The organism is Bradyrhizobium cosmicum (assembly GCF_032290525.1).
Classification (GTDB): domain Bacteria; phylum Pseudomonadota; class Alphaproteobacteria; order Rhizobiales; family Xanthobacteraceae; genus Bradyrhizobium; species Bradyrhizobium cosmicum_A.
On the sequence record NZ_JASXTA010000007.1, the window covers coordinates 104,153 to 118,269 of the forward strand.

Genomic DNA, 14,117 nt, shown 5'->3' on the forward strand with positions numbered 1-14,117 from the left:
TCTCTCTCTGAATGACTAGGCTGCGACCGTCGCGCGGGCGCCGATGCGTGGATCGAGCTCGTCGGCGCGATAGCGCCGCGCCATCTCGCTCATGGGAATCACCTTGATCCTGCTCGCGTGGCCCGCCGTGCCGAACTGCTCGAAACGGTCGCGGCAGAGCTCGCGCATCGCATCCATCGCCGGCTTGAGGAATTTGCGCGGGTCGAACTCGCTGCGTGTTTGGGCCGCGACTTTGCGGAACACGGCGGTCATCGCCAGCCGGCAGTCGGTGTCGATATTGACCTTGCGCACGCCACTCTTGATGCCGCGGACGATCTCCTCGACCGGAACGCCCCAGGTTTGCGGCATCTCGCCGCCGAACTGGTTGAACATGTCCTGCAGCGGCTGCGGCACCGAGGACGAGCCATGCATCACCAGATGCGTGTTCGGCAGCCGGCGGTGGATCTCCTCGACCACCCGCATCGCCAGGATGTCGCCGTCCGGCTTGCGGCTGAACTTGTAGGCGCCGTGCGAGGTGCCCATCGCGATCGCGAGCGCATCGACCTTGGTGGCGCGAACGAAGTCGACGGCCTGATCAGGATCGGTGAGGAGCTGGTCATGGCTGACCTGGCCCTCGACGCCGTGGCCGTCCTCCTGCTCGCCGCCGCCATGTTCGAGCGAACCGAGCACGCCGAGCTCGCCCTCGACGGAGGCGCCGACCCAATGCGCGAGATCGACGACGCGGCGGGTGATCGCGACATTGTAGTCGTAGTCGGCCGCCGTCTTGGCATCGGCCTTGAGCGAGCCGTCCATCATCACCGAGGTGAAGCCGTGGGCGATCGCGGATGCGCAGGTCGCCTCGTCGTTGCCGTGGTCCTGGTGCATGCAGAGCGGGATGTCCGGATAGGTCCGCTCCAGCGCGTCGATCATGTGCGAGAGCATGAGGTCGCCGGCATAGTTGCGCGCACCGCGCGAGGCCTGGATGATCACGGGCGCGTCGACCTCGGCCGCCGCCTGCATGATCGCGATGCCCTGCTCCATGTTGTTGATGTTGAACGCCGGCACCGCATAGCCGTGACTGGCGGCATGATCGAGCAGCTGGCGAAGGGTGATACGGGCCACGACAAATCCTCCTGTTATTGCTTGCCTCTGCGGGCAATCGCCCGCCGGGCGGCTTCCGCAATGCTCTGCGGCGTGATGCCGAATTCGCGATAGAGCACCGGCGCGGGCGCCGAGGCGCCGAAGCCCCGCATGCCGACGAACTCGCCGTCAGTGCCGATCCAGCGATGCCAATCGCCGGCGACCGCCGCCTCGACGCCAACGCGTGGTGCGGTGCCGAGCACACAGGCGCGGTATTCCTCCGCCTGCTCCTCGAACAGCGCGAAGCAGGGCGCGGAGACCACGGCGGCGCGGATGTGCTCTGTCGCGAGCAGGCGCGCGGCGTCCAGCGCGATCGAGACTTCCGAACCGGTCGCCATCAGCGTGACATCGCGGCCGCCATCCGGAGAGACGATCAGATAGGCGCCGCGCGCCACGCGGTTCCTGCCGCGGACATCACTGCGGAAGGTCGGCAGCGCCTGACGCGACAGGCACAGCACGGAAGGACGGTCCTCGGCTTCGAGCGCGCAATCCCAGGCTTCCAATGTCTCGACAGCGTCGGCGGGGCGGAACACCAGAAGGTTCGGAATCACGCGCAACGCGGCGAGATGCTCGACCGGTTGGTGCGTCGGGCCGTCCTCGCCAAGACCAATGGAGTCGTGGGTCATCACATGGATGACGCGGATCCGCATCAAGGCCGCAAGGCGGATCGCCGGCCGGCTGTAGTCGGAGAATGCGAGGAACGTGCCGCCGTAGGGAATGAAGCCGCCGTGCAGCGCGAGTCCGTTCATCGCGGCGGCCATGCCGTGCTCGCGGATGCCGTAGTGGATGTAATCGCCGGCGAACGCGTCGAGCCTGACGGGAACTTGCGCCTTGGCATGCGTGAGGTTCGAATGCGTCAGGTCGGCCGAGCCGCCGACAAGGCCGGGAATTGTGCCGGCGATGCCGTCGAGCACCTGTTGCGAGGCCTGCCGCGTCGCAAGCTTCGGACGTTCGGAGGCAAAGCGCTCGCGCAATTTCGCCGAGGCCTGGGCATAGGCGTTCGGCAGGGCAACGACCTTGCCCTCGATGAACAGATCGCGCTGCTCGGGCGTTGCGGATTCGTAGCGATCGAGCCAGGCGAGACGGGCGACTTGCCCGCGCTGGCCTATCATCCGCCACGCCTTGAGGATCGGGATCGGCACCACGAAGGGCTGATAGTCCCAGCCGAGTGTCCGCCGCGCCGCGATGGTCTGCTCGGTCCCGAGCGGCGCGCCGTGCGCTTTCTCGGTGCCTTGCCGGTCCGGCGCGCCGTAGCCGATGATGGTACGGCAGGCGATCAGCGACGGCTTTGCGTTCGCGCGCTCTTCCGCAATCGCTTGCGCGATCGCCTCGGGATCGTGTCCATCGACGCGACGCACCGACCAGCCGGACGCAGCGAAGCGCGCGAGCTGGTCATCGGAGGTCGCAAGCGAGGTCGGCCCGTCGATGGAGATGCCGTTGTCGTCGAACAGCACAATCAGTCGGCCGAGCTGGAGATGGCCGGCGAACGAGATCGCCTCCTGGCTGATGCCTTCCATCAGGCAGCCGTCACCTGCGATCACATAGGTGAAGTGGTCGACGAGGCCATCGCCATGCCGCGCATTGGCCATGCGCTCGGCGAGCGCCATGCCGACGGCGGTCGCAATCCCTTGCCCCAGCGGTCCCGTCGTGGTCTCGACACCGGGTGTGTGGCCGTACTCCGGATGTCCCGGCGTCTTCGAGCCCCACTGCCGGAAGGCTTTGATGTCGTCGAGGCTGACGTCGCCGCCAGTGAGATGCAGCAGCGCATAGAGCAGCATCGAGCCATGGCCCGCCGAGAGCACGAAGCGGTCGCGGTCAGGCCAATTGGGATGAGCCGAGTCGAATTTGAGAAAGCGCGAGAACAGCACGGTCGCGACGTCGGCCATGCCCATGGGCAAACCGGGATGTCCGGACTGCGACGTCTCGATCGCGTCGATCGCGAGGAAGCGGACGGCATTGGCGAGATCGCCATGCGCGACCGCATTGAGGTCGGCTTCGGCATGAACCGAGATGTTCATCAGATCCTCCCGTTGTTGGTCGTCCGGATCATTTCAGGCCCCGCTTGCGCTCGATGAGCTGCATGATCAGCGGGGTCAGGATCAACTGCATCGCCAGATCGAGCTTCGCGCCGGGGCACACGATCGAGTTGGCGCGGGACATCCAGCTTTGCGGCAGCATCGACAGCAGATAAGGGAAGTCGATGCCGCGCGGGTTCTTGAAGCGGATCACGACCATCGATTCGTCCGGCGTTGGGATCCAGCGCGCGATGAACGGATTGGAGGTGTCCACCGTCGGCACGCGCTGGAAGTTGATGTCGGTCTCGGAAAATTGCGGGCAGATGTAGTGGATGTAATCCGGCATCCGCCGCAGAACGGTGTCGGTCACTGCCTCGGTCGAGTAGCCCCGCGCACTGCGGTCGCGGTGCAGCTTCTGGATCCACTCGAGATTGATGACCGGCACGACGCCGATCTTGAGGTCGGCGTAACGCGCGACATTGACCTTGTCGGTGACGACGGCGCCATGCAGGCCCTCGTAGAACAGCAGGTCCGAATTCTCCGGCAGCCGCTCCCACTCCGTGAAGGTGCCGGGAGCCGCACCGTGCAGCGCGGACTCCTCGGCGTCGTGCACGTAATGACGCGTCGTCGCGGTACCGGTCTCGCCATAGTCGCGGAAGGCGCGCTCCAGCTCCTCGAACAGGTTCGTTTCAGGGCTGAAATGGCTGAAATGCCTGTTGCCACGATCGGCTTCCTTCGCCATCTGCGTGCGCATCTCCGCCCGGTCGTAGCGATGAAAGGCGTCGCCTTCGATGTAGACGGCGTTGACCTTCTCGCGGAAGAATATCTGCTCGAAGGTCTTCTTCACCGAGGTGGTGCCGGCACCGGACGAGCCGGTGATGGAGATGATCGGATGCTTCCTGGACATGGGACGCCTCGCTCACAGCCGGAAGAAGCCGCGCCGCGCGAACAGCGGCGCGGAGACGCTGGCGATGAGCAGCGGATCGCAATGCAATTCCTCGACCCGTCGCACCTCGTTGCTGGAGCCCATGATCAACGGCACGCGCTGGTGCAGGCTTTGCGCCGAGAGATCGAGGATGCGCTCGCGCCCGGTGGACGCCGAGCCGCCGGCCTGCTCGACGATCATCGCCATCGGATGCGCTTCGTAGGTGAGGCGCAGGCGGCCGTCGCCGTAACCGGGGCGCGCGTCCGAGGGATAGAGAAACACGCCGCCGCGGGTGAGGATTCGGTAGGCCTCCGCGACCAGCGAGCCGATCCAGCGCATGTTGAAATTGTGGTTGGCGGGACCTTCGAGGCCGGCAAGACATTCGTCGACGAAGGCGCGCACCGGCGGCTCCCAGTGCCGGCGGTTCGACGCATTGATCGCGAACTCCTCCGACGTTTCGGAGATCTGCGCGCCGCTGCGCGCGAGGCGGAAACAGCCGGACTTGCGGTCGAGCGTGAAAATATCGACGCCGTCGCCGAGCGTCAGCACCAGCGAGGTCTGCGGCCCGTAGGTGACGAATCCCGCCGCAAGCTGCGCCGAGCCGCGCTGATGGAAGGCCAGCGCGAGATCGTCAGGCGCGGGCAGGATCGAGAAGATCGTGCCGACCGTGATGTTGATGTCGATGTTGGAGGAGCCGTCGAGCGGGTCGATCGCAACGCATATTTTTGCTTCGCGGTCGCCGATCTGCGGTTCGCGCATCTCCTCCGAAGCCAGCGCCGCGATCGGCAGCTTGCCGAGGCAGCGGCGCAGGATCGCATCGGCCTGCACGTCGAGATCGCGCTGGATGTCGCCGTCGCTGTTGCGGCCGGTGGTCAGGCCGGAGGCGTCCGCGAGATCGCCGGTGGCGATCAGGTCGGCGATCTCGATCGCCGCGGCCGCGATGGCATCGACTGCGGCCGCCACGGCCAACGCATGCGGCGCCGTCTCGGAATACCGTTGAAGGTGGTCGTCCAGCCTGAGTTGCCCGGTCATCTGCGTCCATCCCTAGCTGGCCCCGCATCCAGTTCCCTCCCCGGCGGAGGTCGGTGCGGTCGGTCCCAGCACGATGAGATTGACAGGACCGGCTTAATAAGGAAAATTTCTATTCATAATGAGCTCCAAAGAATTTTCTTATAATGGCCCCGGCCATGCGGCGACCCAGCTCCGGCATCTGACGATCCGGCAGCTTCGCTCGCTTGCGGCACTTTCAGCCAAGGGCAGCGTCACGGCGGCCTCGAGCCAGCTCGGCCTGACCCAGCCGGCCGTCACGCAGCAGCTCCGTCAGCTTCAGGACCTCGCCGGCCTGCCGCTGGTGCAGCGGACGGGGGACGGCATGCTGCTGACGGAGGCCGGCAGGGAGGTGCTGGCGCTGGCCGAGCGCGTCGAGGCCGCCATCATGGACTGCCAGGGTGCGCTCGATCTGCTCGCGGGGCGAACCGGCGGCACGGTGCATCTCGGCGCCGTCTCGACCGCGAAATATTTCGTGCCGCACGCGATCGCAGCGTTCTCGAAGCGGTATCCGAAGATCGAGATCAAGCTCACCATCGGCAATCGCGAGGACATCCGCGAGGCCATGCACGGCTACGACCTCGATTTCGCGGTGATGGGTCGGCCGCCGGCCGACGTCAGCGTCGACGTCCGTCAGCTCGGGCGCAATCCGCATATCATCGTCGCTCGCAAGGGGCACTGGCTGGCGAAGGATTCAGGCCTCAGCCTGACCGATCTCGTGCACGAGACCTTCCTCACCCGCGAGCCCGGCTCAGGCACGCGCACGCTGATGGAGGGCATGTTCCAGAAGTCGGATCTGGAGCCAATCCTCGGCATGGAGATGAGCAGCAACGAGACCATCAAGCAGGCGGTGATTGCCGGGCTCGGCATCGCCTTCATCTCGGCCCATACGGTCGCGCACGAGCTCGCGGAAGGCCGGCTGATCGTGCTCGATGTCGCGGGCCTGCCGATCGTCCGGCAGTGGTATGTGATCCGCCGCAGCGACAAGGTGCTGCTGCCGCCTGCGCAGGCGATGTTCGATTTCCTGGGCTCCGAGGGCTCGAACTACCTGCCTGATCTGCCCGAATTCGGCGGGCAATAACCCGCTAGGGGATCAAGCCATCAGCTTCATCGCGATCGTCGCGGCCACAATGACGATGATCTGGAGCAGGCGCTCCGTCGTGAAGATGCGGTTGAAGGTGGTCATCGTGCCCGGCCGACGTGAAGGAGATCTGGACGAGTTGCTATCATACGCAGGGGCCCGGGCAACTCCGTAGTCGCCACGGATTCGGCTCCCGACTGGAGCCAGCGATCGCCGACGTTTGTCGCCGGCCTCTGTGCGGCGATGGTTAACGATCACGCCGCACGCGGAGCGGCGGAATCCGCGCGCGTCGCAAAATAGGCTTCCAGCTCCGACAGCGCCCGCGCTTCCCACTCGCTCGCCTGCTCCAGCAGCGACCAGCGCTGGCCCGGGCGGAATGCGGCGGTCTGGCGATAGAGCGATGCGATGCCGCGATAGCGCCGCACGTTCTCGAAGATGGCGTGACCGTTGATTTGGCCGTTCATATCCAAAACTCCCTCGTCATTCCCGGGGAGAAACTGCGGCCAAATCTTTTTCGAAAAGTTAGCGGCGAGCAACAAACGCGCGGATGGTTGCCGGACTGTTGCGCGAGCGCAACGCGCCTTCACGACGCCGGTTTATTGCGAATTCGTTGCCGTGCTCTTGCCTGACGCCTTCAATCCGCCGCGGCTGATCATGGCCGTGGTCTCACGGCAGAGATCGGCAAGGCCGATCAAGAGCACGGCGAGCAGGCAGAACAGGTTGACGGACTCCGCATGGGAGCTGGACAACGGGGCGAACTGGAAGAACGGCGGGATGAACGCCCACCACACCAGCGGGATGGTGAGCAATGCGGCGAACGCCGCCGCGGGTGCGCCCGCGACAAGGCCGAGCACGAAGAGGCCAGGCAGGAACGCCGCGAAGTAGAGCTTTGCGCCGAAGGCGACGCAGACGCCCTGAAGTGCGGCCGACACCGCGACGATGATAAATCCGAGCAGAAACGCCTGCCACGACCATGGCCGTACCCGCGGTACGCCAACCAGTTCCGCACGCCCCATCAGTCTCCCCCTGCCCCCGTTGACCGGGTCCGCTTGCGACCAAAGTACTACAACCGCCGGTAACCCGCGAGATAGAAATCGCGCGGTCCGGGGCCTCGCATCCAGGGCTTGGTAAACGGCGCGGCGGGGCACAATCGTACCGCTACTCGGTGACCGCGTAGAGCAGGCCCGCGACAGGCAGCGCAAGGCCAATGGCCGACGCCAGTGTCCAGCCGCCTTCCGCGAACGCCCAGGCGCCGACCGCGGAGCCGGCAGCGCCGGCCGCGAAGAACGTCGCCATGTAGAGGCCGTTGAGGCGGCTGCGGTGCTCATGCCCGAGCGTGAAGATGGCGCGGAAGCCGAGCACGACGTTGCCCTGCACGCCGATATCGATGGCGATCGCGGCGACGACCAGGCAGGCGAGGTTCAGCATCGAACCGGCCGCGCCGACATAGGTCACGAGGAATCCGGCAGCGGCGAGCAGCATCGCGGCCAGCGTCGCGATACGGCTATTGCCACTGTCCGCGAGCCGGCCCGCGATGGGGGCCGCGAACACCCCGGCGACGCCGGCCAGCGCAAACAGCGCGATGCCGCTCTGAGAGAAGCCGAACTCGCGCGCAAGCTGGAGCGGCGCGACCGTCCAAAACAGGGTGAAGGCACCGAATAGGCTCGCCTGATAGAGCGCGCGGCGCCGCAGCAGCGGCGTGGTCCGGGCCAGCTGCGGCATCGACAGCAGCAGCGTGCCATAATGCATGCGCGCGACCGGCTTGCGCTTCGGCAGCGTCATCCGCAGCACGGTCGCGAGCACGATCATCAGCGCGGCGGAGATGAAGAACACCGCGTGCCACGACAGCGCCGCCGTGACGAAGCTCGACACCGGCCGCGCCAGCATGATTCCGAGCATCAGGCCAGTCGAGACATTGCCGACCACGCGGCCGCGGGTGGCTTCCGGCGCAAGATGCGCCGCATAGGGAATGATGATCTGCACCGCGACCGAGCCGAGTCCGACGAACAGCGCGGCGATCAGGAACGGCAGCGCGTGGGTGGCGAACGCGGCGGCGAGCAGCGCCGCGGCGCCGAGCGTGATGACGGAGCAGATCAGGGCACGGTTCTCGACGAGATCGCCGAGCGGCACGATCAAGAGCAGCCCGACGCCATAGCCGATCTGCGTCATGGTCACGATCAGGCCGCTAGCTGCGTGCGACAGGCCGAGCGCGGCGCTGATCGGGGCGATCAGCGGCTGGGCGTAATAGATGTTGGCGGCGACCATGCCACAGGCCGCGGCAAGCAAGATGGTCAGGCGTTGCGACACCGCATCCGGTTCCGGCACGGTCTCGATCGTGGCATTCATCGTCATGACGCACAGTCTCCGATAGATCGGGAACGTTCATTCCCTAATAGGACAAGAATTCAGGCGAGCAGCTTCATCGCGACGCCGACGAGGCGCTTCCCGTCGAGCGGCAGGCGCGCCTTGCCGACGACGCGCAGCCCCTGCGTGATGCAGATCATCAGCCGCGCGGTGTCATCGGCATCGACATGGCCGGGAATCGAGCCATCGGCCTGCCCTTCGCGAATGAGGCCGGCGATGAAGTTTTCGTTGGTCTTGAGCTGGGCGTTGACGCGGGCGCCGACGACGGAATCGACCGCCGACAGTTCGACCGCGCTGCCGACCACCAAGCAGCCGCGCCGTCCCTCGATGCCCTGGGACTGTTCAACGTAGGACAGCAGCACGTGGCGCAGCCGGTCGCGGCCGTTCTTGCCGCGCGCGGCGGCGCTGCGGGTCTGCTCCTGGCGCAGCGCAACGTAGCGCTCGAAGGCGGCGAGGAACACCGCATGCTTGTCGCGAAATGCCTTGTACACGCTGCCGGTCGCCAGCCGCATCGCCGCGGTGAGATCCCCGATCGAGGTGGCATGGTAGCCGCGCTCGCGAAACACCCGCAGGGCGCGGTCGAGCGCAATGTCCATGTCGAATTCCCGGGGGCGGCCCGGCGGACGGGCAGGTTGCGATATGCGGGCGGCTTTTTGCATTGCGAGATAATAGGGAATGGTCGTTCCCGAATAAAGACACGGAATTGTGATGCGAGTAGCTAGACAAATTGCCAGTTCTCGTGTCCCGGACGCGCCGCAACGCTCTTGCGTTGCTGCGCAGAGCCGGGACCCAGAAGTGGCACGGCCGAATGCGGAGACATGGGCCCCGGCTCAGCAGCGCACCGTCGAAGGGACGCTGCGCCGCGTCCGGGGCACGAGAGCGGAGTGATTTAATCACGATCGTCTCGGAGTACTAGATCGCCCGGTCCCGGCTCCGCCAGGCTACGCCGGGCCCACAGGGGGTGCTCGGCCGCCGAAGCCTCGGCGAAGGCGGCAAGCCGGGCGACGACACAGAGTGTGTGGTTGCAGACGCACATGTTCATCCTCGCGGCGCATTTCGCCCGAGTTTTGCCTGGTCACTTCACCCTCAAATCCAAGAGGGCGCAGGGAAGGCCGGGTGCTGACCTCGCACCCGCGGTCCGCTGCGCGAAAAGCACACGCAGAAAAACCGCACAGCAGCATACAGGTGGTGCCAATCACTCGGCCTTCCCTGCGCGATGGTTGGACGGCTTATGCCGCGCTCTCCCGGGAGCCGAATTCCTTCTGGCCTCCCTCGCCTCGCGAATTGACGATGCTGTCCGCCCGGTTGGGCTCGCTCGCACCTTCGCAAGAACTTGACCGTAGCAACGACGGCCAGGACCACACGGTTTTGCCGTACGCACGGTTCGCCATGTCGCCGCAGTATTCCCGGCCCTGTCGACGGAGCCGGAAACTTACAGACGAGACGAACCTTTCAGCGCCGTCCGTCGCACGCGGCCACGGGCTCACAGGGACTACCCGCCCTGCCCGCACCTTACGTGCCGACGCTGTCGCGTCCACCGCACCCCGGCTCGCGTATCGTGACGTACGATCGCCCCTCAAGGTCGAGCCGGGATGACCGACACATACGTCGTTTCCGAATTTCGGTAAAGTGGAATATTTTTACGAGGAGGGCTTGACGTCCGATACGGTGTTTTGCCCGTCGGGCAACGCAAGGCTGTAGCCCGGATGGAGCGCAGCGAAATCCGGGGTTCTTGCAACGAGCGACAGCGGCCCCGGATTACGCTTCGTTCCATCCGGGCTACAGGAGCTCAGCCTTTCTTCGGCACTGGCGTCCCATCCGCCATCGTCGTCACGCCCTTGCGCTCGACGATCATCCCGTACGCCCGCGGCTGGCGGTGAACGTCAAAATTGAACGTCGTGCGCTTGTAGGAATTGCAGAGATCGAGATCGCAGCGCGCCAGCGCGATCTCGTCGCCCTTGGTCGTGCATCGCGCGATGATCTCGCCCGATGGTGCGATGATGCAGCTTCCGCCGATGTGGTCGACGCCCTCCTCGACGCCGGCCTTGGCGACGCCGACCACGAAGGTGCCGTTCTGATAGGCGCCGGCCTGCATCACCAGATGATTGTGGAACAGCGAGAGATCGTCATGCTCCGGCGCGGGCGGATTGTGCACCGGCGTGTTGTAGCCGATCATCACCATCTCGACGCCTTGCAAGCCCATCACCCGGTAGGTCTCGCTCCAGCGGCGGTCGTTGCAGATCGCCATGCCCATCACGCCGCCGAAAGCCTCGGTCACGCCAAAGCCGCTGCCGGGGTCGAAATAGCGTTTTTCGAGATGCTGGAATTTGCGCCACGGCTCGTGCTCGGCATGGCCGGGCAAATGGACCTTGCGGTACTTGCCGACGATCGCGCCACTCTTGTCGACGAGAACGGAGGTGTTGTAGCGCCTGGTGACACCTTCCTCGACGGTCAGCTCGGCGTAGCCGAGATAGAAGCCGATGCCGAGCTCGCGCGCGAGCTCGAACAACGCCCGCGTTGCCGAGCCCGGCATCTCGCGCTCGAAAAAGCTGTCGATCTCGGCCTGATCCTCAAAATACCAGCGCGGGAAGAACGTGGTCAGCGCGAGCTCTGGATAGACGATCAGATCGCAGCCGTTGGCATGGGCCTGGCGCATCATGGCCGTCAGCCGCGCCACGACTGCAGTTCTCGTCCCGGCTCGCGCAATCGGGCCGAGCTGGCCGGCCGCGACATTCAGAAACCTCGCCACGCGTCTGTCCTTCGTTCGCCTATCGAGGGCGCACAATCAAATTCCATGCCTCTTCATCTACTTCGCAGCGGCAATCGAGCCGCACACCTCAAATCGCGGAACTTTCGTTGCCAAACTGCAACGGTTCCCCACGGTCTGAAGCCGGACAAAAGAAACTCCCATTCCGGCCACGAACCGCTCTCACAACGCCGTGAGACTACAGGGGAATGACGATGCGTGCACAGCGCGTTTGGAAAGTGAATGGGGCCGCCAGCGTCTCGCAGCTCCAGTCGAGGCTGGATGATTTGAACAAGCGTCTCGGCCAGCTTGAAAGTCAGCAGCCCGAGAGTCGGACAGTCGAAGAGCTGAGATCGAGCGCGCTCAGCCTGTCGCGCGAGATCGACGACATCCGCTGCGCCGAGGCGACGGCGGCGCTGAGCGAGCTGCTGCGGAAATAGTCGCGCCTCGCCGATTCGACGCCGCGCCGGGGAACCAACGCCGCGCACTGCGATTTCCATGAGAGCATGGAGCGAAATCATGACCCGGCTCCAGACGCGAGCCGATCTCGCGCGTAGCGTGGCCGGCACGGTTTCCACGCTGGTCCTGTGCGCGACGGCGGCGTTCGCCATCGCGCGCCACTTGCCGCTGTGAGGACTATCGCATGACGTCCGACCCCGAGGAGTCGGTGAGACTGCAAGGCTACGGCGAGATGACGTTGCGCACCGCGATCGCGACGCTGATGGCGCTCGCGCCGCGCGAGCGGGCGGACGCAGCCGTCTTTCGCGTGCGCGACGACTCGCGCTTGGCCGCGAGCGAGCTTGCCGAGCTTGCGTCGGAGTGGGGCATGACGCCGATGGCTGAAGTCAGGTCTCCAAAACTCGTCCCGGAGCAACACTGGCCGGATATCGTTCGCGGCATGGTGCGAGAGGCGCCGCTGCCGTCGCTGATGGTGGCGTTTCTGGTGGGCGTGCTGGTGGCGAGGCGGTAGCGTCCTTCGCCAGTGGCAAGACAAGCGCCAAGTGGCACCGCCATTGAAATCCCGATAGTTTGCGCAATCAAATTGGCGCACGGATATTTTTGATGGCGAAGGCCACGATTGGCGATCTAGAAGGTGGCGCAGCATTGTGCGCCTGGTACGAGGGTGTCCCCTCATTCCACGATGCGACGTTGCGGGAGCTGGAGCTTCGCCAGGGCGCTCCGAGCCGCCTGGTTGCCCACGCCTTCCAAATGACGTCCGAGGTCGACGCACGCGGATATTTCGTGCTGACGAAGCATGTGGACGTCACGTTCACCATCTTCGAGCTGATCGAGGTCCAGCTGTTGGACTTCACCGAGGCTGGGATCATGTTCGGGCTCAAAATCGAGATCGATCCCGACGGCACTACGCTGAGCTTCGAGTCCAGCTATGGCGTGCACGGCCGGATCAAGGCCAAGCGGGTTGCCATCTCGTTCGCACCCAGGCCCGCCAGTTCATCCTGAACCCGACAAGCCATGTCGCCGCAACAGGCTGCCCTGCCCGGCCAAATCGGCCGTGGACCCGCGCCCTAAATCGTTGCAAAAAGGCTCCCGAGGCGCCGGCGGCCGGTCCGCCAAGCCTTCAGGAACAAGCTTCTAGGAAAACGTCGATTTTTGGAAGAATGGTCGGAGTGGCAGGATTCGAACCTGCGACCCCTGCGTCCCGAACGCAGTGCTCTACCGGGCTGAGCCACACTCCGACAAGAGGCCGGCTTATAGCGTCGGGTTTGGCGCACCGCAAGCGGCCGGCATGAGGAATTTTATCCCTGTGAAAACGGGTCTTGAAACGCTGATTTTGCCGGCCGGCGCGGCCGGCGCGGAGGCCGCCGCCGGGACTTTGGCCGCCGGCGGGCTGGTCGCGTTTCCGACCGAGACGGTCTACGGGCTCGGGGCGGATGCCGCCAATGCCACCGCAATCGCCCATCTCTACGCCGCCAAGGGACGGCCGGCCTTCAACCCGCTGATCGCCCATGTCGCCGACCTCGCGGCCGCGCGGCGGATCGGGCGGTTTGATGCCTGCGCGTCGAGGCTTGCGGAGGCGTTCTGGCCGGGGCCGCTGACGCTGGTGGTGCCGAAGACCGAAAACTGCCCGGTCGCGGATCTCGCCACCGCGGGCCTCGACACGGTTGCGATCCGCATTCCCGCCCACCCGGTGGCGCAGGCGATCCTGCGCGCCTTCGGCGGGGCGGTGGTGGCGCCGTCCGCCAACATCTCCGGCCACGTCTCGCCGACGCTGGCCGCCCACGTCGCAAGCGATCTCTCCGGGCGGATCGACCTGATCGTCGACGGCGGGCCGGTTGCGGTCGGGGTCGAATCGACCATTGTCGGCTGCTTCGACGCCCCGATGCTGCTTCGCCCCGGTGGTCTCTCGCGCGAGCGGATCGAAGCCGTGCTCGGTGCAGCCCTGGAGCGGCCGCCTGCGGAGACCGGAAGCGACGACAGCCAGCCGCTGGCGCCGGGCATGCTGGCCTCGCACTACGCGCCGCGCGCCAGCGTGCGGCTCAACGCGCGCAACGTGGCGCCTGGCGAAGCGCTGCTGGCGTTCGGGCCTGATCGCCTGCCGGGCGTTGATGCCGCCGCCGCTGTCATAAATTTATCGCCCGCGGCTGATCTTGATGAAGCGGCCGCCAATCTGTTCGGCTATCTTCGCAGCCTGGATGCAAAGGGCCCGCGGGCGATTGCGGTGATGACGATTCCCGAAGACGGACTTGGCGAAGCGATCAATGACCGGCTGCGCCGGGCGGCCGTGGCGAGATAGCGCATGATCCGGACCCGAAGGGCCGCGTTAGCGCAAAGTGTGTAGCGGTTTTCCGACAAGATCAT

At 65.6% G+C, this 14,117-nt stretch carries 14 protein-coding genes and 1 tRNA gene; 5 read left to right on the plus strand and 10 right to left on the minus strand.

The genetic code is table 11. The features are described 5' to 3' along the window. Positions 1-15: 15 nt before the first annotated feature. The 4 genes from fba to QSV46_RS14980 are packed head-to-tail and all read right to left on the minus strand — an operon-like array spanning position 16 to position 5,091. A complete protein-coding gene (fba, locus tag QSV46_RS14965) occupies positions 16-1,101 on the minus strand; it encodes a class II fructose-bisphosphate aldolase (RefSeq protein WP_314952348.1) in 1,086 nt (361 codons plus the stop codon). Positions 1,102-1,115: 14 nt separating this feature from the next. Next, positions 1,116-3,137 (minus strand): transketolase, encoded by a 2,022-nt coding sequence (gene tkt / locus QSV46_RS14970; protein ID WP_314952350.1) that lies wholly within the window; start codon positions 3,135-3,137, stop codon positions 1,116-1,118. A 28-nt stretch (positions 3,138-3,165) separates the two neighbouring features. Continuing rightward, positions 3,166-4,041 carry a phosphoribulokinase gene (locus QSV46_RS14975; protein ID WP_314952351.1) on the minus strand — a complete coding sequence of 292 codons (876 nt, stop codon included), beginning with the start codon at positions 4,039-4,041 and terminating at the stop codon, positions 3,166-3,168. A 12-nt stretch (positions 4,042-4,053) separates the two neighbouring features. Then, the gene (locus QSV46_RS14980; RefSeq protein WP_314952353.1) at positions 4,054-5,091 is read right to left on the minus strand and encodes a class 1 fructose-bisphosphatase; all 1,038 of its coding nucleotides are present in this window, start codon (positions 5,089-5,091) and stop codon (positions 4,054-4,056) included. A 118-nt stretch (positions 5,092-5,209) separates the two neighbouring features. On the opposite strand from QSV46_RS14980, the gene QSV46_RS14985 reads away from it, so the two are divergent. Further along, positions 5,210-6,187 (plus strand): LysR family transcriptional regulator, encoded by a 978-nt coding sequence (locus tag QSV46_RS14985; RefSeq protein WP_314952355.1) that lies wholly within the window; start codon positions 5,210-5,212, stop codon positions 6,185-6,187. Positions 6,188-6,441: 254 nt separating this feature from the next. Here QSV46_RS14985 and QSV46_RS14990 read toward each other — a convergent pair whose 3' ends face one another. The 5 genes from QSV46_RS14990 to QSV46_RS15010 all read right to left on the minus strand — a co-directional run bounded on the left by QSV46_RS14990 (position 6,442) and on the right by QSV46_RS15010 (position 11,300). Then, positions 6,442-6,651 (minus strand): hypothetical protein, encoded by a 210-nt coding sequence (locus tag QSV46_RS14990; protein WP_314952358.1) that lies wholly within the window; start codon positions 6,649-6,651, stop codon positions 6,442-6,444. 132 nt (positions 6,652-6,783) lie between these two features. Next, the gene (locus QSV46_RS14995) at positions 6,784-7,203 is read right to left on the minus strand and encodes a DUF4118 domain-containing protein (protein WP_314952360.1); all 420 of its coding nucleotides are present in this window, start codon (positions 7,201-7,203) and stop codon (positions 6,784-6,786) included. Positions 7,204-7,345: 142 nt separating this feature from the next. Further along, a complete protein-coding gene (locus QSV46_RS15000; RefSeq protein WP_314952362.1) occupies positions 7,346-8,539 on the minus strand; it encodes an MFS transporter in 1,194 nt (397 codons plus the stop codon). A gap of 53 nt (positions 8,540-8,592) precedes the next feature. After that, on the minus strand, positions 8,593-9,210 hold the full coding sequence (locus QSV46_RS15005; protein ID WP_409997173.1) for a TetR/AcrR family transcriptional regulator: 618 nt from the start codon (positions 9,208-9,210) through the stop codon (positions 8,593-8,595). A 1,130-nt stretch (positions 9,211-10,340) separates the two neighbouring features. Next, positions 10,341-11,300, minus strand: coding sequence for an N-carbamoyl-D-amino-acid hydrolase (locus tag QSV46_RS15010; protein ID WP_314952368.1), 960 nt, complete (start codon positions 11,298-11,300; stop codon positions 10,341-10,343). A 212-nt stretch (positions 11,301-11,512) separates the two neighbouring features. On the opposite strand from QSV46_RS15010, the gene QSV46_RS15015 reads away from it, so the two are divergent. From QSV46_RS15015 to QSV46_RS15025, 3 genes are all read left to right on the plus strand, one after another. Beyond that, positions 11,513-11,737: a hypothetical protein gene (locus QSV46_RS15015; RefSeq protein WP_314952371.1), complete on the plus strand. Its 225-nt coding sequence runs from the start codon at positions 11,513-11,515 to the stop codon at positions 11,735-11,737. A gap of 203 nt (positions 11,738-11,940) precedes the next feature. Continuing rightward, positions 11,941-12,267 carry a hypothetical protein gene (locus QSV46_RS15020; RefSeq protein ID WP_314952374.1) on the plus strand — a complete coding sequence of 109 codons (327 nt, stop codon included), beginning with the start codon at positions 11,941-11,943 and terminating at the stop codon, positions 12,265-12,267. A 92-nt stretch (positions 12,268-12,359) separates the two neighbouring features. Then, a complete protein-coding gene (locus tag QSV46_RS15025; RefSeq protein WP_314952377.1) occupies positions 12,360-12,758 on the plus strand; it encodes a hypothetical protein in 399 nt (132 codons plus the stop codon). Positions 12,759-12,917: 159 nt separating this feature from the next. Here the strand turns inward: QSV46_RS15025 and QSV46_RS15030 are convergent. Further along, positions 12,918-12,994 (minus strand) — tRNA-Pro (locus QSV46_RS15030). A 68-nt stretch (positions 12,995-13,062) separates the two neighbouring features. Here QSV46_RS15030 and QSV46_RS15035 point away from each other — a divergent pair. Then, entirely contained in the window at positions 13,063-14,052 is a 990-nt protein-coding gene (locus tag QSV46_RS15035) for an L-threonylcarbamoyladenylate synthase (protein WP_314952378.1), read from the plus strand. Positions 14,053-14,117: the final 65 nt, after the last annotated feature.